Consider the following 17,691-nt stretch of genomic DNA (forward strand, 5'->3'; position numbering starts at 1 on the left):
AACTATTTTGATAACGTTTACATAAAACCAATTTAATTTTATTATCTATATAGTAAAAAGTCAAGTAAATTTATATAATAACTATAATAAATAGAGGAAATCATAAGATTTTGGAAATAGCAATTTGTATAAGAATATAAAATCAAGGAAAAATCAGTGATTTTTAACTTATTTTTAGTACAAGTGCTACAAATAAATATATTTATACTCTTCGAAAATCAAATTCAAACCACGTCAACGTCGCCTTGCCGTACTCAAGTACAGCCTGCGGCTAGTTTCCTAGTTTGCTCTTTGATTTTCATTGAGTATTAATAGCGTTTTCATAGTCGCTTTTTTGTGCTTTAATATATATAGAAAAGCCCAAGCGCTTAGGCTCAGGCTTTCTTCTTAGTGATCACGATCACATGAAATGAATTTGATCTTGTAGTAATCCGCTCGTTTATAAGTTTCGCTGTATGCAAGAACTTGACCAGTAGACTCTAGCTTAGTAGTCTTGGTTTGTAAGACGGTTGGGAATTGCTCATCAACTCCGAGGACTGAAGCCGCATGTTCTGGAGTTGGAAATGCTATTTCATTGATTTCTTCAAAATGTTCATCATTCATGTGAATGTGGTAATCCAATTTGAAACGGTTATAGATAGAGCTATAATATTCAAGATTTGGATAATTTGCGTTGATGTATTGTTCTGGAATGTAAGATGTGTGGTAGATGTATGCGACACCATTTGTTTCGCGTACACGTTCAATCTTGTAGTAGAACTGATCACCACGTAGTCCAAGTTTTTCTAAGTAGTTTAATTTGTTGCCACGTTCAATAGAAAGGACAGTAACTTTATCATCTTTAGTTTCAAAAACTTCTACATCTGAAAACTCTACGAGTTTATGTTTGCGTGCGCGTGAAACGAATGTACCCTTTCCTTGTTGACGGACAATATAGCCATCTTTGGCAAGGTCGTTTAAGGCGCGGACAACGGTTATAGAACTTACATCATACATTGCAATCAATTCTGCTTCAGTGTAGAATTTATCTCCACTGGCAAATTGACCAGAAATGATTTTGTTCTTTAACTCATCTTTAATATATTGATACTTTGGAATTGCCATATTTTCACCTCGATTTTCCTTTTCCACTAAAAATTTTACCATAAAATTGAAAAGAATAGTAGACTTTTGAATAAAAAAATTAGAATAATAGGGTATAAGGTTAATTTACATCGAAATTAATAGAAAATCATACATTTTTATACATGGTTTTTAAAGGATACTATTATTATAAATTAGAGACTTTTATAAGTTTTTTGTGTAAAAGTTAGTTAAAAATGAAAAAAATTGTGAAAACCTATTGACAAAAGCAAAATATTGAGATATATTTGCTATATCAACAAATGAAAGCGTGAACTTTAATTGTCAGAAGGTAGTAAAATGACACGATTTGAGATTAGGGACGATTTCTATTTAGATGGGAAACCGTTCAAGATTTTGTCCGGCGCCATTCATTATTTTAGGATTCCTCCAGAAGATTGGTATCATTCACTCTACAACTTGAAAGCCCTTGGTTTTAATACGGTAGAGACTTATGTAGCTTGGAATTTACACGAGCCTCGTGAAGGTGAGTTTAACTTTGAAGGGGCTCAGGATTTGGAGAGATTTCTTCAGATAGCACAAGATTTGGGTCTCTATGCAATTGTGCGTCCGTCTCCCTTTATCTGTGCGGAATGGGAATTCGGTGGATTACCAGCTTGGCTCTTAACCAAAGATATGAGAATCCGCTCATCCGACTCAGCCTATATTGAAGCTGTGGGCCGCTATTATGACCAACTCTTGTCACGATTGGTTCCACATTTGTTGGACAATGGTGGGAATATCCTCATGATGCAGGTTGAAAATGAGTATGGTTCTTACGGAGAGGATAAGGCTTATCTGAGAGCGATTCGGCGGTTGATGGAAGAGCGTGGCGTAACCTGTCCCCTCTTTACGTCAGATGGTCCTTGGAGAGCAACTCTGAAAGCTGGAACTTTAATCGAAGATGACCTCTTTGTAACAGGCAACTTTGGTTCTAAGGCACCTTACAACTTTTCACAGATGCAGGAATTCTTTGATGAACATGGCAAGAAATGGCCACTCATGTGTATGGAGTTCTGGGATGGCTGGTTCAATCGTTGGAAAGAACCGATTATCACACGGGATCCAAAAGAATTGGCAGATGCAGTTCGAGAAGTTTTGGAGCAAGGTTCCATCAATCTATACATGTTCCATGGCGGCACAAACTTTGGCTTCATGAATGGTTGCTCGGCTCGAGGAACTTTGGACCTGCCACAAGTTACATCATATGATTATGATGCCCTTCTGGATGAAGAAGGAAATCCAACTGCCAAATATTTGGCAGTCAAGAAGATGATGGCGACGCATTTCCCAGAGTATCCGCAGTTGGAACCACTCTATAAGGAAAGCATGAAAGTGGAGGCTATTCCACTTGCTGAAAAAGTTTCCTTGTTTGAAACCTTAGATAGCTTATCTAGTCCGATAGAAAGTCTCTATCCTCAAAAGATGGAGGAGCTAGGACAAAGTTATGGCTATCTTCTCTATCGCACTGAAGCAAGTTGGGATGCAGAAGAGGAAAGGCTTCGTATCATTGATGGACGTGACCGTGCTCAACTCTTTGTAGATGGTCAATGGATTTCCACTCAATATCAGACAGAGATTGGGGAAGATATTTTTTATCAAGGTCAAAAGAAAGCGTTATCTAGGATTGACATATTGATAGAAAATATGGGGCGTGTCAACTATGGTCACAAGTTCTTAGCTGATACGCAGCGTAAAGGAATCCGAACAGGTGTCTGCAAGGATTTACACTTCTTACTAAACTGGAAACACTATCCACTACCACTGGATAATCCTGAGAAAGTTGATTTTTCAAAAGGATGGACAGAAGGACAACCAGCCTTTTACGCTTATGACTTTACAGTCGAGGAGCCGAAAGATACTTACCTAGACTTGTCTGAGTTTGGTAAGGGGGTTGCCTTTGTCAATGGGCAGAATCTAGGACGTTTTTGGAACGTCGGCCCAACACTCTCGCTTTATATTCCTCATAGCTATCTCAAGGAAGGTGCCAACCGCATCATTATCTTTGAAACAGAAGGTGAATATAAAGACGAGATTCATTTAACTCGTAAACCTACACTAAAACACATAAAGGGGGAAAACTTATGACAATTGTAGGATGCCGTATCGATGGACGTTTGATCCACGGACAAGTAGCCAATCTTTGGGCTGGAAAACTAAATGTTTCACGTATTATGGTTGTGGATGACGAAGTTGTCAACAACGACGTTGAAAAGAGTGGTTTGAAACTAGCGACACCACCAGGTGTGAAATTGAGTATTTTGCCAATTGAGAAAGCGGCAGCCAATATTCTTGCTGGTAAATACGATAGCCAACGTCTCTTTATCGTTGCTCGTAAACCAGACCGTTTCCTTGGTTTGGTAGAAGCAGGTGTACCACTTGAAACCCTTAATGTTGGGAATATGTCTCAAACACCAGAAACTCGCGCCATCACACGTTCTATTAACGTAGTGGACAAGGATGTGGAAGACTTCCACAAACTGGCAGAAAAAGGTGTTAAACTTACTGCTCAAATGGTTCCAAATGATCCAGTTTCAGACTTTTTGAGCTTATTAAAATAGGAAAAAATTTTTAGGAGGTCATTGTTATGATACAATGGTGGCAAATTTTACTTCTCACTTTGTACTCAGCTTATCAAATCTGTGATGAGTTGACGATCGTTTCATCTGCAGGTTCCCCTGTATTTGCTGGTTTCATTACTGGTTTAATCATGGGAGATGTGACAACTGGTTTGTTTATCGGTGGTAGCTTGCAGTTGTTCGTTCTTGGGGTTGGTACCTTCGGTGGTGCTTCTCGTATCGACGCAACTTCTGGTGCGGTTCTTGCAACAGCATTCTCAGTTTCACAAGGAATCGCTACAGACCTTGCGATTACAACAATCGCTGTACCAGTAGCAGCACTTTTGACATACTTCGACGTTCTTGGACGTATGACAACTACTTTCTTCGCACACCGTATTGATGCTGCAATCGAACGCTTTGACTACAAAGGTATTGAACGCAACTACTTGCTTGGTGCTCTTCCTTGGGCTTTATCTCGTGCCCTTCCAGTCTTCTTCGCGCTTGCCTTTGGTGGTGCCTTTGTACAATCAGTTGTAGACTTCGTTGAAGCATACAAATGGGTTGCAGATGGTTTGACACTTGCAGGACGTATGCTTCCAGGTCTTGGATTTGCAATCTTGCTTCGTTACCTTCCAGTTAAACGTAACCTTCACTACCTTGCTATGGGATTTGGTTTGACAGCTATGTTGACTGTTCTTTACTCATATGTAACAGGTCTTGGTGGCGCTGTTGCTGGTATCGTAGGTACTCTACCTAAAGATGTTGCTGAAAAAATTGCTTTTGTCAACAACTTTAAAGGTTTGTCTATGATTGGTATCTCTATCGTGGGTATCTTCCTTGCAGTGCTTCACTTCAAAAATAGCCAAAAAGTAGCTGTAGCAGCACCTTCTACACCATCAGAAAGTGGGGAAATCGAAGATGACGAATTCTAATTACAAACTTACAAAAGAAGATTTTAATCAAATCAACAAACGTAGCTTGTTTACTTTCCAATTGGGTTGGAACTACGAACGTATGCAAGCTTCTGGTTACCTGTACATGATCTTGCCTCAATTGCGTAAAATGTATGGGGATGGAACTCCTGAATTGAAAGAAATGATGAAAGTTCATACTCAATTCTTCAATACTTCTCCATTCTTCCATACTATTATCGCTGGTTTTGACCTTGCCATGGAAGAAAAAGATGGTGTAGGTTCAAAAGATGCCGTTAACGGTATCAAGACAGGTTTGATGGGACCATTTGCTCCTCTTGGAGATACTATCTTTGGTTCACTTGTACCTGCTATCATGGGTTCTATCGCAGCAACTATGGCTATCGCTGGCCAACCTTGGGGTATCTTCCTTTGGATTGCAGTTGCAGTTGCTTATGACATCTTCCGTTGGAAACAGTTGGAATTTGCCTACAAAGAAGGGGTTAACCTGATCAACAACATGCAAAGTACCTTGACAGCTTTGATTGACGCTGCATCTGTACTTGGTGTCTTCATGATGGGTGCTCTTGTAGCAACAATGATCAACTTTGAAATTTCTTACAAATGGGCAATCGGTGAGAAGATGATTGACTTCCAAGACATCTTGAACCAAATCTTCCCACGCTTGCTTCCAGCAATCTTTACTGCCTTTATCTTCTGGTTGCTTGGTAAGAAAGGTATGAACTCTACTAAAGCTATCGGTATTATTATCGTACTTGCTTTGGCTCTTTCTGCCTTTGGTAAATTTGTACTTGGAATGGGCGCATAATTTATGGCTAAATCATTAATTTTGGTGAGTCATGGTCGCTTCTGTGAAGAACTTAAAGGTAGCACTGAAATGATCATGGGTCCACAAGACAACATTCATGCAGTGGCTCTTCTTCCAGAAGATGGCCCAGAAGAATTTACTGCAAAATTTGAAGCTGCTATTGAAGGATTAGATGATTTCCTAGTCTTTGCGGATCTTCTCGGTGGAACACCATGTAACGTGGTAAGCCGTTTGATTATGGAAGGTCGTGACATCGAACTTTACGCAGGGATGAATCTTCCAATGGTAATTGAATTTATCAATGCGAGCCTTACAGGCGCAGATGCGGACTATAAGAGCCGTGCTGCAGAAAGTATTGTGAAAGTCAATGACCTGTTAGCGGGCTTCGATGATGACGAAGATGAATAATACTCTTCGAAAATCAAAGTCAAACTACGTCAACGTCGCCTTGCCGTACTCAAGTACAGCCTGCGGCTAGTTTCCTAGTTTGCTCTTTGATTTTCATTGAGTATACGATGTGATAACGTGAAAATCGTTAGAGCATTTTATATAGAATATACATGGGAATGGGGCTTACTCCCATTCCCATATTTAATAGAAAAAGAGGAACTCAATGCTACATTATACAAAAGAAGACTTGATTGAATTGGGTGCAGAAATCACTACACGTGAAATCTACCAACAACCTGATGTATGGAAAGAAGCTTTTGAATCTTATCAAGCACAAGGTGAAGAAATTGCAGCCTTCCTACAAGGGATTGCTGATAAACATGACTATATCAAGGTTATCTTGACAGGTGCTGGGACTTCTGCTTATGTGGGAGATACCTTGGTACCTTACTTTAAGGAAGTCTATGACGAACGCAAATGGAATTTCAATGCCATTGCGACCACAGATATCGTTGCCAATCCAGAAACTTATTTGAAAAAAGATGTGGCAACTGTCCTTGTGTCTTTTGCTCGTAGTGGGAACTCGCCTGAAAGTGTGGCGACTGTTGATTTGGCCAAAGCCTTGGTGGATGAGCTTTATCAAGTGACGATTACTTGCGCAGCAGATGGGAAATTGGCTCTTCAAGCTCATGGGGATGACCGCAATCTCTTGCTTTTGCAACCAGTTGCTTCTAATGACGCTGGCTTTGCCATGACTTCTAGCTTTACGTCTATGATGTTGACAGCTCTCTTGGTCTTTGATCCTACAGAATTTGTTGTGAAAGCTGAACGTTTTGAAGTTGTATCTAGTCTTGCCCGTAAAATTCTAGACAATGCAGAAGATGTCAAAGAACTTGTTGACCTAGACTTTAACCGTGTCATCTATCTAGGTGCTGGTCCTTTCTTTGGACTTGCTCATGAAGCTCAGCTCAAGATTTTGGAACTAACTGCTGGCCAAGTTGCGACTATGTATGAAAGCCCAGTCGGCTTCCGTCACGGTCCAAAATCTCTTATCAATGAAGATACAGTTGTTTTGGTCTTTGGTACAACAACAGACTACACTCGCAAGTACGACTTGGACTTGGTTCGTGAAGTTGCTGGTGATCAGATTGCTCGCCGTGTTGTGCTTTTGAGTGATCAATCCTTTGGTCTTGAAAATGTCAAAGAAGTGGCCCTTGGTTGTGGCGGTGTCTTGAATGATATTTACCGTGTCTTCCCTTATATCGTTTATGCACAACTCTTTGCCCTATTGACTTCACTTAAAGTAGAAAATAAACCTGATACACCGTCTCCTACAGGTACAGTAAACCGTGTGGTACAAGGTGTTATCATCCACGAATATCAAAAGTAATACTCTTCGAAAATCTCTTTAAACCATACTAGTATCGCCTTGCCGTAGGTATGGTTACTGACTTCGTCAGTTCTATTCACAACCTCAAAACAGTGTTTTGAACTGACTTCGTCAGTCTTATCTACAACCTCAAAGCAGTGCTTTGAGCAGCCTGCGGCTAGCTTCCTAGTTTGCTCTTTGATTTTCATTTAGTATAAGACAGTGTTTATGAATTCTTGACAAGAGGATTTGTATATCATCAGGCAAACCATAGATTGTCAATTCGCTTTCTATGGTTTGTTTGCTTGAAAGAAATAGTAAAAGGAGAAGAGAATGAAAGCATACACAGAGCGTGTATTTGGAAATGTTGAGGGCAAGGATGTCTTGGCCTATCGATTTGAAACTGACGGTGGCTACCAGCTTGAGGTTATGACTTATGGTGCGACCATCTTGCGCTATGTCACGCCTGACAAAGATGGAAATTTTGCCAATGTAATCTTGGGATTTGATGACTTTGATAGCTATGTAGGCAATAGTCCTAAGCATGGAGCGAGCGTAGGTCCTGTAGCAGGTCGTATTGCAGGCGCGACCTTTGAGCTTAATGGCAAGACCTATGACCTTGAAGTCAACAATGCTAGCAATTGTAACCACAGTGGTTCAACTGGTTGGGATTCTAGCTTGTTTGAACTAGTTGAAGTGAGTGACCATGGCTTAACCCTCTACACAGAGCGTACAGATGGGACAGGAGGGTTCCCTGGCAATCTCAAGATTTGGATCAGTTACCACTTGGAAGAAACTGGTGCCTATGAAATCAGCTACAAGGTAACGACCGATCAGGATACGCTGGTTAATCCAACCAACCACAGCTATTTCAACTTGTCTGGTGATTTCACGCAGACAATTGACCGTCATGTCTTCCAACTAAACACAGAGGGCATTTACCCAATCGCTCCCGACGGTGTTCCTACCAAAACTCCAGATGCTACTCGTGATGTGGTTAAACACATCTACAATGGTGCTTTGTTGAAAGACATCTTTGCAGAAGAAGATGAGCAAATCCAGCTGGTATCTGGTTTGGATCACCCATTTGCCATTCCTGCAGGTCATGACAATGCTGGATTCCTTTATGACCAAAACTCAGGTCGCTTCCTGCTTTTCAAGACAGAGGCTCCTTGCTTTGTGGTCTACACAGCAAACTTTGTGGATGAAAGTGTCATCATAGGAGGTCAGCCAATGCTACAGCACAATGGGATTGCCCTTGAAGCGCAAGCTTTACCAGATGCCATTCACAGTGACCTCAGAGACCAAGTCATTCTCAAAGCCGATCAAACCTTCACAAGTAAGACACGTTATGAGCTTGTTGTGAAATAAAGGATAAAGTTTATACTTTTCGGGGGGAATATCATTTGCCTCATGACATTAGTAGAAACGGACAAAGAATAGGGAAATATGATATAATTTAATATTGAAAATACCTGTCCTATCTAAAGGATAAAAGGAGAAATCAGATGAAGAAAATTGTATTTGCTAGTGCCTTGGCCTTGACCTTGGCTGGAGCAGTTTTGACAACTGATGTTTTTGCGAATGACAGATTGGTGGCAACACAATCTATTAATGGTAAAAATGAAAATGTATTGACCTCAGAGGTGCTAAAACCTTCTAGTGGCAACGTTTTGGTCGGAATCAAGGGAGAATTTTTGACTCCAAACAAACAAGCTATTTTGGATGCAATCAATAAGATTCGTAAGGAAGCAGCTGATGAAGGTTTGGTAGATAAGTATGTCCCTATTAAATGGTCTACTGATCTTGAGAAAACTGCTTTTGTACGCGCTACTGAGGTGTCAGTAGCTTTGAAACCTGAGCGTCTTTCTACTAAAGAAATCTGGACTGCTTTTCCATCTAGTAATAGTATAAGAGGAGAAGCTTTAGATGTAAACTATGAAGGTTTTCTAAAAGCAATTGAAAACTGGCATGCTGAGAAGGCGAATTATGTAGCGAAAAAGAAGGGTGGAACCTCTAAAGAATTTACAGGTTATTATGAGGTTTTGGTCAATTCTAAATTTACCTATGTGGGTCTCGCAGCCTTTAAAAACGCAGCCAGCTCTCAGCAAGTAGCAACGATTTCTCTAGCTTTAGGTGATGATGCATCTTCAGAAGAATTGGCTGGTGGCTATGGTTCTGCTATTCAATATACAGAAGTGACTGCATCAAATCTTTCAACCGTTAAAAGTAAAGCTACAGTTGTAGAAAAATCGTTGAAAGATTTTAGAACATCTACATCTAGTCAGTCTGGCTGGGTGCAATCTAATGGTAAATGGTATTTTTATGAGTCTGGTGATGTGAAGACAGGCTGGGTGAAAACAGGTGGTAAATGGTACTACTTGAATGATTTAGGTGTCATGCAGACTGGATTTGTAGAAGTTGATGGAACATGGTATTTCCTTGATAATTCAGGCGCGATGTTTACTGGCTGGGGAACAGATGGTAGCAGATGGTTCTACTTTGATGGCTCAGGAGCTATGAAGACAGGCTGGTATAAGGAAAATGATACTTGGTATTATCTTGATCAATCAGGTATCATGAAGACAGGTTGGTTTAAAGTTGGCCAATACTGGTATTATGCATATGGCTCAGGAGCCTTGGCAGTCAGCACAACAACACCAGATGGTTATCGTGTAAATGGCAATGGTGAATGGGTAAACTAGGCTGAAAATAGCAAGTCATAGGTAAAGTATTCATCTTACTTAGCAAAAAGAATGAACGATAAGAAAGAGGTTGATGGAGAACATCGGCCTCTTTCTTGTTAGAATAGAGACTTCAAGTTATCTGCCTTGACTTTCTTGATGGAAGTTATATAATAGTTGTAATAATAAAAATTACAATAAAAAAGAGAACCATTTATGACCTATGAATACAAGAGCCACATTTATTTAGCAGAGGTAGTTTTAAATGTAAAGGACTTGGCCAGTCAAACAGCCTTTTATCAGCAGATTATTGGTTTAGAAATCCTATCTCAAACGGAGACAGAGGCTATTCTAGGAATTGGTGGAAAAGCCTTGGTACACTTGATTCAAGTACAAGAGAGCGGAGAAGTAAGGGAACATTATGGTCTTTACCATCTGGCTATTCTCTTGCCGACACGCAAGGCTTTGGCGGATGTCTTAAAACACCTGACAGATTTACAGATTCCTCTTGTCGGTGGAGCGGATCATGGTTACAGTGAGGCCCTTTACTTAGAGGATTTGGAGGGAAATGGCATTGAACTCTATCGAGATAAACCTGTTTCCACATGGGCTATTCGAGAAGACGGTCGTATTATCGGGGTGACGGAGGTCCTTGCGGCGCAGGACATCTATGAGTTGGGGGAAAGAGTAGAGCCCTTTATCCTAGCAGAAGGTACGAGAATGGGGCATATCCATCTTTCCGTCAAGGATAGTCGAAAGTCCAGCCAGTTTTATCAAAAGGTGTTAGGACTAGAGGATAAGTTCAGTGTGCCTAGCGCTAGTTGGATTGCAGCTGGGGACTACCATCATCATTTGGCAGTCAATGAATGGGGAGGAAAAGGGCTGGCTCCGCGTAAGCACGGCTTGCCAGGCTTGGCCTATTATGTCATTGAAGTTGCGAGTAAGGAAGAACTGTTAACGATTTCCGAGCGAGCACAAGAGGTTGATGCACCAATCAAGTGGATCACATCTAGCCAGCTGGAAATCACAGACCCCGACGGAATCGTGACGCGTATTCGTTTAGACAGGATATGATGACAATCAGAACATCAATTGTAGAAAGTGGTTTTTATTCTAGTATTCGCTTCTCCTCAGTTCATTAGCCCCCTACTTGACACTCTGTCATCTTTTGATACAATAGTACAAAATCAGAGGAGGTGGGCTATGATTCAGAAACATGCGATTCCCATTTTAGAGTTTGATGACAATCCTCAGGCGGTCATCATGCCCAATCACGAGGGGCTGGACTTGCACTTGCCCAAGAAGTGTGTCTATGCATTTTTAGGTGAAGAGATTGACCGCTATGCGAGGGAAGTAGGGGCGGACTGTGTTGGCGAATTCGTTTCTGCCACCAAGACCTATCCAGTCTATGTCATCAACTACAAGGGCGAGGAAATTTGTCTGGCTCAGGCTCCTGTGGGTTCTGCCCCAGCAGCCCAGTTTATGGATTGGTTGATTGGCTATGGTGTGGAGCAGATGATTTCTACTGGTACCTGTGGTGTGCTGGCTGATATAGAAGAAAACGCCTTTCTAGTCCCTGTTCGCGCTCTGCGAGATGAAGGAGCCAGTTATCACTATGTGGCACCTTCTCGTTATATGGAAATTCAGCCAGAGGCTATTGCTGCTATTGAGCAAGTTTTGGAAGCTAGAGGGATTCTCTATGAAGAAGTTATGACCTGGACCACAGACGGTTTTTACCGAGAAACAGCTGAAAAGGTGGCTTATCGTAAGGAAGAAGGCTGTGCTGTTGTGGAGATGGAGTGTTCTGCACTTGCGGCAGTGGCTCAACTGCGTGGGGTTCTCTGGGGAGAGTTGTTGTTTACAGCGGATTCTCTAGCAGACTTGGACCAGTATGACAGTCGTGACTGGGGTTCAGAAGCTTTTGAAAAGGCCTTGGAACTCTGCCTTGAGATAGCCTCTCAGATCTAGCTACTCTCCTTCTTTTTATGGTACAATGGATGTATGTTATTCAAATTATTTGTGAAAAAACTTGAAAGGGTCTTTGGCGGACTTTCGCCAGCTCGTCGCATCTTTTTAAGTTTCGCTGGAGTTATTTTTATAGGTTCTCTCCTTTTGAGTTTGCCTTTTGTCCAGGCAAGTGGTTCGCAGGCCACTTATTTTGACCATCTTTTTACGACGGTGTCCATGGTCTGTGTGACTGGGCTCTTTACGCAGCCGGTGGCTACCACCTATAATGTTTGGGGTCAGCTGATTTGTATGCTCTTGATCCAGATTGGTGGTCTGGGGCTTATGACCTTTATCGGGGTTTTTTATATTCAGGGGAAGCAAAAGCTCAGTCTTCGCAGTCGTGAAACCATTCAGGAGAGCTTCAGTTACGGGGAGACTCGGTCGCTGAAGGCCTTTATGCGGTCCATCTTTTTGACGACTTTTCTGGTGGAGGGCTTGGGTGCCTTTCTGCTAAGTTTCCGTTTTGTTCCTGAGTTCGGCTGGGGACGGGGCATTTTTACCTCTATCTTTTTAGCTATTTCAGCCTTTTGTAATGCTGGTTTTGATAATTTCGGCAGTAGCAGTTTAGTAAATTTTCAGACGGATCCTTTAATCAATCTTGTCATTGCTGGTTTGATTATCACGGGTGGTCTGGGTTTTATGGTCTGGTTTGACTTGGCAACCCAGCTAGGCAAGAAGAAAAAACGCCGTCTGCGTTTCCATACCAAGCTGGTCCTCTTCTTGACCGCAGGGATTTTGTTGTTTGGGACAGGAGCTACGCTCTTTACAGAGTGGCACAATCCTGGAACCATTGGCAATCTCAGTGTTCCAGAGAAAGTGTTGGTTAGCTTTTTCCAAACGGTCAGCATGCGGACAGCAGGTTTTGCATCTATCGATTATACCCAAGCACGGCCTGTGACCCTGTTTATCTATATCCTACAAATGTTTCTGGGTGGGGCACCTGGAGGGACGGCTGGGGGTCTCAAAATTACGACCTTCTTTGTCTTGTTGGTCTTTGCGCGTAGTGAATTGCTGGGCTTGCCTCATGCCAATGTTGCGCAGAGAACCATTGAAGCTCGAACAGTCCAAAAATCCTTTAGTGTCTTCATTATCTTTTTGATGACCTTCTTGTTGGGATTGATGTTGTTGGGGATTACAGCGGAAGGAGCACCGCGATTTATCTACCTCATGTTTGAGACCATTTCAGCCCTTGCGACAGTTGGGGTAACGGCAAATCTGACACCAGAATTGGGCAAGCTAGCCCTCAGCATTGTCATGGTGCTCATGTTTATTGGCCGTATCGGTCCCTTAACCTTGCTGGTAAGTCTAGCGGATTACCAGCCTGATAAGAAAGATTTGATTCAGTATATGAAAGCAGATATTAGTATTGGATAAGAAAGGAAGAACGATGTCAGATCGTACGATTGGAATTTTAGGCTTGGGGATTTTTGGGAGTAGTGTCCTGACGGCCCTAGCCAAGCAAGATATGAATATCATTGCCATTGATGACCACGCAGAGCACATCAATCAATTTGAGCCAGTTTTGGCGCGTGGAGTTGTTGGCGATATTACAGACGAGGAACTCCTCAGAACTGCTGGGATTGATACCTGTGATACGGTTGTAGTCGCAACAGGGGAAAATCTAGAGTCGAGTGTGCTTGCAGTTATGCATTGTAAGAGCTTGGGCGTACCAAGGGTTATTGCCAAGGTCAAAAGCCAGACAGCCAAGAAGGTACTGGAAAAAATCGGTGCTGACTCAGTAATCTCGCCTGAGTATGAAATGGGGCAGTCTCTAGCGCAGACCATTCTCTTTCATAACAATGTTGATGTCTTTCAGCTGGATAAAAATGTGTCTATCGTAGAGATGAAAATTCCTAGTGTGTGGGCAGGTCAAAGCCTGAGCCAGCTAGATTTACGTGGTAAATACAACCTTAATGTTCTAGGATTTCGTGAACAAGAAAATTCACCGCTGGATGTCCAATTTGGGCCCAATGACTTCTTGAAAGCAGATTCCTATATCTTGGCAGTCATTAACAACCAGTATCTAGATGACTTGGCAGAATTAAATTCGTAAAAAAATTAATATAAGTATTTTATAAGAGGGATTTAAGAAAAATTTTAACTTTTTCTTAATCCTTTTTAATTTTAGGAGATTATACTAGAGTCATCAAATAAAGAAAAACTCTAAGGAGAATCCTATGAAATTCAATCCAAATCAAAGATATACTCGCTGGTCTATTCGCCGTCTTAGTGTCGGTGTTGCCTCAGTTGTTGTGGCTAGTGGCTTCTTTGTCCTAGTTGGGCAACCAAGTTCAGTACGTGCTGATGTAGTCAATCCAACCCCTGCTCAAGTCGTACCAGACGCTGCTTCAGTGAGTGAAAAGAGCGACTTACCAGCAGAACTTCTCAAAGAAGCAGTCGATACAGCTCTTCCTTCAGAACAGGCAGGCTCAACACCTAAAGAAAGCTTGAATACTGCAAGCTCCCCAGAAAAAGCAGATGCAGCTGCTAAAGACCAAGTAGTAGCACCAAAAGAAGAAGTGCAAGTAAAACCAGAATCTAAGAAAGAAACAGAAGATGCGGTTAAACCTGCGACAAATCCTGCTCCTGCAGTCCCTGGACAAGACCGTGGAGCAAATGAAGCTCAACCAGCAACCACTCCAGCCGAAGTTCAAAAAGGCGTAGCCGACAATACTAAAGACACAGTAGATGTCCCAGCCACTTATTTGGACAAGGCTAATTTCCCTGGTCCATTCACAGCTGGTGTCAACCAAGTCATTCCATACGAGTTCTTCGCTGGTGACGGTATGTTAACTCGCCTTATCTTGAAAGCATCCGACAAGGCTCCATGGTCAGACAACGGTTCAGCTAAAAATCCAGCTCTTCCACCAGTAGAAAAATTAGGTAAAGGCCTTTACTTCTATGAAGTGGACTTGGCAGGTACCCAAGGTAAATCTGATAAAGAGCTTCTAGACCTCTTGAAACAAAACGGCACTCAAAGCTATAAAGCTACTATTAAAGTGTACGGTGCTAAAGATGGTAAGGCCGATTTAAGCAACCTCGTAGCGACTAAGGATTTGGATGTCAATTTGAATGGCTTAACTACTCCAGCTGAAGTCCAAAAAGGCGTGGCCGACAACACCAAAGACACAGTAGACGTTCCAGCTACTTACTTGGACAAAGCCAACTTCCCAGGCCCATTCACAGCCGGCGTCAACCAAGTCATTCCATATGAATTCTTCGCAGGTGACGGTATGTTAACTCGTCTGATTTTGAAAGCTTCAGACAAGGCTCCATGGTCAGACAATGGTTCGGCTAAAAATCCTGCTCTACCACCAGTAGAAAAATTGGGCAAAGGCCTTTACTTCTACGAAGTGGACTTGGCCGGCACCCAAGGTAAATCTGATAAAGAGCTTCTAGACCTCTTAAAACAAAACGGCACTCAAAGATATAAAGCTACCATCAAAGTGTACGGCGCCAAAGATGGCAAGGCCGATTTGAGCAACCTTGTAGCGACTAAGGATTTGGATGTCAACTTGAATGGACATCAGTCTCTCAATCCGATGAAATCTCAAATGCCAGTTGCTAGTCAGGATAAGATGATGCCTAACAAAGAGCAGGATAAAACCATGAATGCTAGCCAGCCAATGGCAACACCAAGTATGAAACAAGACCAAGCTCCATCTGCCTCAAGAAAAATGTCTGATGAAGGCAAGATGGCAGCTACTAACAAGGTGTCAATTCCAATGATGGCTGATCAAATGAAAGGGCAAAAAGACATGCTTCCATATACTGGTGAAGCTCAAACATCAATGGCTACTCTTGGATTCTTTGGACTCGCCTTGGCAGGACTGCTAGGTGGCCTCGGTTTGAAAGCTAAAAAAGAGGAAAATGACTAGTCTAGCTACAGACCTTCTATCTAGGATTTGAAAAATCCAGATAGCGATTAGAATGTTCGTAAAGAGATAAAAATAGTGTTATACTATTGTGGTATAGCACTGTTTTTTCAAAGGAGAGACAGATGGGAAAGACAATTTTACTCGTTTACGACGAGGTAGAAATCACAGATATTCATCAACGTTATCTGGTTCAGGCAGGATATCAGGTTTTGGTAGCTCATGATGGGGTAGAGGCCTTAGAAATCTTCAAGCGAAAACCGATTGATTTGATTATTACAGATATCATGATGCCTCGGATGGATGGTTATGATTTGATTAGCGAAGTCCAGTATCAATCTCCGGATCAGCCTTTTCTCTTTATCACGGCTAAGACCAGTGAGCAGGATAAGATTTATGGCCTGAGCTTAGGGGCAGATGACTTTATTGCCAAGCCCTTTAGCCCTCGTGAGCTGGTTTTGCGTGTCCACAATATCTTACGTCGCCTTCATCGTGGAGGTGAGACAGAAGTCATCAGTCTCGGGGATTTACGGATGAATCACGGTAGCCATGAGGTCCAAGTTGGAGATGTGGCGCTTGATTTGACCGTCAAATCCTTCGAACTTCTATGGCTTTTAGCCAGCAATCCAGAGCGGGTTTTCTCTAAGACAGACCTCTATGAAAAGGTCTGGCAAGAAGACTATGTGGATGACACCAATACCTTGAATGTTCATATTCATGCTCTTCGACAGGAGTTGGCTAAACATGCTAGTGCAGAAACACCGACCATCAAAACCGTCTGGGGTTTGGGCTACAAAATTGAGAAAGCACGAGGTAGTCAATGAAATTAAAAAGTTATATTTTAGTGGGGTATGTCATTTCAACACTCCTAACGATTATCGTGGTTTTTTGGGCCATCCAGCGAATGTTAATTGAAGAAAGAGAAATTTATTTCCTAGTGGGTATGACTCTCGTGGCTAGTTTTATCGGTGCTGGGATTAGTCTCTTTCTCCTATCGCCTGTCTTTACTTCATTGGGCAAACTCAAGGAACATGCCAAGCGGGTAGCGGACAAGGATTTTCCATCAAATCTGGAGGTTCAAGGCCCTGTAGAATTTCAGCAATTAGGCCAAGCTTTCAATGAAATGTCCCATGATTTGCAGGCCACCTTTGATTCCTTGGAAGAAAGCGAACGTGAAAAGGGCTTGATGATTGCCCAACTTTCGCATGATATCAAGACCCCCATCACTTCGATTCAAGCGACGGTAGAAGGAATTTTGGACGGGGTTATCAAGGAGGGAGAACAAGCCCATTATCTAGCAACCATTGGACGCCAGACAGAAAGACTCAATAAACTGGTTGAGGAGTTGAATTTTTTGACCCTAAACACAGCTAGAAATCAGGCGGAGACGACTAGTAAAGACAGCATTTTTCTGGACCAGCTCTTGATTGAGTGCATGAGTGAATTTCAATTCTTGATTGAGCAGGAGGAGCGAGATGTTCACTTGCAGGTAATCCCAGAGTCTGCTCGGATTGAGGGAGATTATGCCAAACTTTCTCGTATCTTGGTGAATCTGGTCAATAACGCTTTTAAATACTCAGCTCCAGGAACCAAGCTGGAGGTGCTAGCTAAGCTGGAGAAAAACCAGCTTTCAATCAGTGTAACGGATGAGGGACAGGGCATTGCCCCAGAGGATTTGGAGAAAATTTTCAAACGCCTTTATCGTGTAGAAACTTCGCGTAACATGAAAACAGGTGGTCATGGCTTAGGACTTGCGATTGCGCGTGAATTGGCCCATCAATTGGGTGGAGAAATCACAGTTACCAGCCAGTACGGACTGGGAAGCACCTTTACTCTCCTTCTTAGCCTCTCTGGCAATGAAAATAAAGCTTAAAACCCCTTTACAAATCCAGCTATTCATGGTAAAATGGATTTTGTGTGAAATATCAGCAGGAAAGCATGAA

Annotated in this window: 17 protein-coding genes; 15 read left to right on the forward strand and 2 right to left on the reverse strand. The window is 42.2% G+C overall.

Annotation, left to right across the window (positions count from 1 at the left end):
- Window positions 1-387: 387 nt before the first annotated feature.
- Window positions 388-1,104 (reverse strand): GntR family transcriptional regulator, encoded by a 717-nt coding sequence (locus tag CJ239_RS07580; protein WP_102211133.1) that lies wholly within the window; start codon window positions 1,102-1,104, stop codon window positions 388-390.
- A gap of 318 nt (window positions 1,105-1,422) precedes the next feature.
- Between CJ239_RS07580 and CJ239_RS07585 the strand changes: the two genes are divergently transcribed.
- From CJ239_RS07585 to CJ239_RS07610, 6 genes are all read left to right on the forward strand, one after another.
- Window positions 1,423-3,210: a beta-galactosidase family protein gene (locus tag CJ239_RS07585; protein ID WP_102211114.1), complete on the forward strand. Its 1,788-nt coding sequence runs from the start codon at window positions 1,423-1,425 to the stop codon at window positions 3,208-3,210.
- On the forward strand, window positions 3,207-3,683 hold the full coding sequence (locus CJ239_RS07590) for a PTS system mannose/fructose/N-acetylgalactosamine-transporter subunit IIB (RefSeq protein ID WP_000156971.1): 477 nt from the start codon (window positions 3,207-3,209) through the stop codon (window positions 3,681-3,683). Before CJ239_RS07585 ends, CJ239_RS07590 begins: the two co-directional genes overlap by 4 nt.
- A 26-nt stretch (window positions 3,684-3,709) precedes the next feature.
- Window positions 3,710-4,615 (forward strand): PTS mannose/fructose/sorbose/N-acetylgalactosamine transporter subunit IIC, encoded by a 906-nt coding sequence (locus CJ239_RS07595; protein WP_102211115.1) that lies wholly within the window; start codon window positions 3,710-3,712, stop codon window positions 4,613-4,615.
- Window positions 4,602-5,423 (forward strand): PTS system mannose/fructose/sorbose family transporter subunit IID, encoded by an 822-nt coding sequence (locus CJ239_RS07600; RefSeq protein WP_084889631.1) that lies wholly within the window; start codon window positions 4,602-4,604, stop codon window positions 5,421-5,423. Before CJ239_RS07595 ends, CJ239_RS07600 begins: the two co-directional genes overlap by 14 nt.
- A gap of 3 nt (window positions 5,424-5,426) precedes the next feature.
- The gene (locus CJ239_RS07605; protein WP_081093993.1) at window positions 5,427-5,831 is read left to right on the forward strand and encodes a PTS sugar transporter subunit IIA; all 405 of its coding nucleotides are present in this window, start codon (window positions 5,427-5,429) and stop codon (window positions 5,829-5,831) included.
- Window positions 5,832-6,036: 205 nt separating this feature from the next.
- The gene (locus CJ239_RS07610; RefSeq protein WP_102211116.1) at window positions 6,037-7,203 is read left to right on the forward strand and encodes an SIS domain-containing protein; all 1,167 of its coding nucleotides are present in this window, start codon (window positions 6,037-6,039) and stop codon (window positions 7,201-7,203) included.
- Here CJ239_RS07610 and CJ239_RS12225 read toward each other — a convergent pair.
- Entirely contained in the window at window positions 7,194-7,391 is a 198-nt protein-coding gene (locus CJ239_RS12225) for a hypothetical protein (protein ID WP_102211117.1), read from the reverse strand. The two genes, CJ239_RS07610 and CJ239_RS12225, sit on opposite strands and share 10 nt — an antisense overlap.
- Before the next feature lie 124 nt (window positions 7,392-7,515).
- Here CJ239_RS12225 and CJ239_RS07620 point away from each other — a divergent pair, with 124 nt between their 5' ends.
- The 9 genes from CJ239_RS07620 to CJ239_RS07660 all read left to right on the forward strand — a co-directional run bounded on the left by CJ239_RS07620 (window position 7,516) and on the right by CJ239_RS07660 (window position 17,621).
- Complete coding sequence (locus CJ239_RS07620) at window positions 7,516-8,553, forward strand: aldose epimerase family protein (RefSeq protein ID WP_102211118.1); 1,038 nt, start codon at window positions 7,516-7,518, stop codon at window positions 8,551-8,553.
- Between the two features lie 137 nt (window positions 8,554-8,690).
- On the forward strand, window positions 8,691-9,887 hold the full coding sequence (locus CJ239_RS07625; RefSeq protein WP_102211119.1) for a CAP domain-containing protein: 1,197 nt from the start codon (window positions 8,691-8,693) through the stop codon (window positions 9,885-9,887).
- A gap of 195 nt (window positions 9,888-10,082) precedes the next feature.
- Complete coding sequence (locus CJ239_RS07630) at window positions 10,083-10,940, forward strand: VOC family protein (protein ID WP_102211120.1); 858 nt, start codon at window positions 10,083-10,085, stop codon at window positions 10,938-10,940.
- A gap of 129 nt (window positions 10,941-11,069) precedes the next feature.
- Window positions 11,070-11,834, forward strand: coding sequence for a nucleoside phosphorylase (locus tag CJ239_RS07635; RefSeq protein WP_102211121.1), 765 nt, complete (start codon window positions 11,070-11,072; stop codon window positions 11,832-11,834).
- Between the two features lie 33 nt (window positions 11,835-11,867).
- On the forward strand, window positions 11,868-13,247 hold the full coding sequence (locus CJ239_RS07640) for a TrkH family potassium uptake protein (RefSeq protein ID WP_102211122.1): 1,380 nt from the start codon (window positions 11,868-11,870) through the stop codon (window positions 13,245-13,247).
- Window positions 13,248-13,260: 13 nt separating this feature from the next.
- Entirely contained in the window at window positions 13,261-13,926 is a 666-nt protein-coding gene (locus CJ239_RS07645) for a TrkA family potassium uptake protein (RefSeq protein ID WP_042900117.1), read from the forward strand.
- A gap of 124 nt (window positions 13,927-14,050) precedes the next feature.
- On the forward strand, window positions 14,051-15,751 hold the full coding sequence (locus CJ239_RS07650) for an SSURE domain-containing protein (RefSeq protein ID WP_102211123.1): 1,701 nt from the start codon (window positions 14,051-14,053) through the stop codon (window positions 15,749-15,751).
- Window positions 15,752-15,873: 122 nt separating this feature from the next.
- Window positions 15,874-16,572: a response regulator transcription factor gene (locus CJ239_RS07655; RefSeq protein ID WP_102211124.1), complete on the forward strand. Its 699-nt coding sequence runs from the start codon at window positions 15,874-15,876 to the stop codon at window positions 16,570-16,572.
- Window positions 16,569-17,621: a cell wall metabolism sensor histidine kinase WalK gene (locus CJ239_RS07660; RefSeq protein WP_102211125.1), complete on the forward strand. Its 1,053-nt coding sequence runs from the start codon at window positions 16,569-16,571 to the stop codon at window positions 17,619-17,621. Before CJ239_RS07655 ends, CJ239_RS07660 begins: the two co-directional genes overlap by 4 nt.
- Window positions 17,622-17,691 lie beyond the last annotated feature (70 nt).

This window comes from Streptococcus sp. UMB0029 (genome assembly GCF_002871495.1).
Lineage (GTDB): Bacteria > Bacillota > Bacilli > Lactobacillales > Streptococcaceae > Streptococcus.

Bases quoted from the DNA above. Each gene is read 5' to 3' on its own strand.
- CJ239_RS07580 (WP_102211133.1), bottom strand. From the start codon at position 1,104: ATGGCAATTCCAAAGTATCAATATATTAAAGATGAGTTAAAGAACAAA.
- CJ239_RS07585 (WP_102211114.1), top strand. From the start codon at position 1,423: ATGACACGATTTGAGATTAGGGACGATTTCTATTTAGATGGGAAACCG.
- CJ239_RS07590 (WP_000156971.1), top strand. From the start codon at position 3,207: ATGACAATTGTAGGATGCCGTATCGATGGACGTTTGATCCACGGACAA.
- CJ239_RS07595 (WP_102211115.1), top strand. From the start codon at position 3,710: ATGATACAATGGTGGCAAATTTTACTTCTCACTTTGTACTCAGCTTAT.
- CJ239_RS07600 (WP_084889631.1), top strand. From the start codon at position 4,602: ATGACGAATTCTAATTACAAACTTACAAAAGAAGATTTTAATCAAATC.
- CJ239_RS07605 (WP_081093993.1), top strand. From the start codon at position 5,427: ATGGCTAAATCATTAATTTTGGTGAGTCATGGTCGCTTCTGTGAAGAA.
- CJ239_RS07610 (WP_102211116.1), top strand. From the start codon at position 6,037: ATGCTACATTATACAAAAGAAGACTTGATTGAATTGGGTGCAGAAATC.
- CJ239_RS12225 (WP_102211117.1), bottom strand. From the start codon at position 7,391: ATGAAAATCAAAGAGCAAACTAGGAAGCTAGCCGCAGGCTGCTCAAAG.
- CJ239_RS07620 (WP_102211118.1), top strand. From the start codon at position 7,516: ATGAAAGCATACACAGAGCGTGTATTTGGAAATGTTGAGGGCAAGGAT.
- CJ239_RS07625 (WP_102211119.1), top strand. From the start codon at position 8,691: ATGAAGAAAATTGTATTTGCTAGTGCCTTGGCCTTGACCTTGGCTGGA.
- CJ239_RS07630 (WP_102211120.1), top strand. From the start codon at position 10,083: ATGACCTATGAATACAAGAGCCACATTTATTTAGCAGAGGTAGTTTTA.
- CJ239_RS07635 (WP_102211121.1), top strand. From the start codon at position 11,070: ATGATTCAGAAACATGCGATTCCCATTTTAGAGTTTGATGACAATCCT.
- CJ239_RS07640 (WP_102211122.1), top strand. From the start codon at position 11,868: ATGTTATTCAAATTATTTGTGAAAAAACTTGAAAGGGTCTTTGGCGGA.
- CJ239_RS07645 (WP_042900117.1), top strand. From the start codon at position 13,261: ATGTCAGATCGTACGATTGGAATTTTAGGCTTGGGGATTTTTGGGAGT.
- CJ239_RS07650 (WP_102211123.1), top strand. From the start codon at position 14,051: ATGAAATTCAATCCAAATCAAAGATATACTCGCTGGTCTATTCGCCGT.
- CJ239_RS07655 (WP_102211124.1), top strand. From the start codon at position 15,874: ATGGGAAAGACAATTTTACTCGTTTACGACGAGGTAGAAATCACAGAT.
- CJ239_RS07660 (WP_102211125.1), top strand. From the start codon at position 16,569: ATGAAATTAAAAAGTTATATTTTAGTGGGGTATGTCATTTCAACACTC.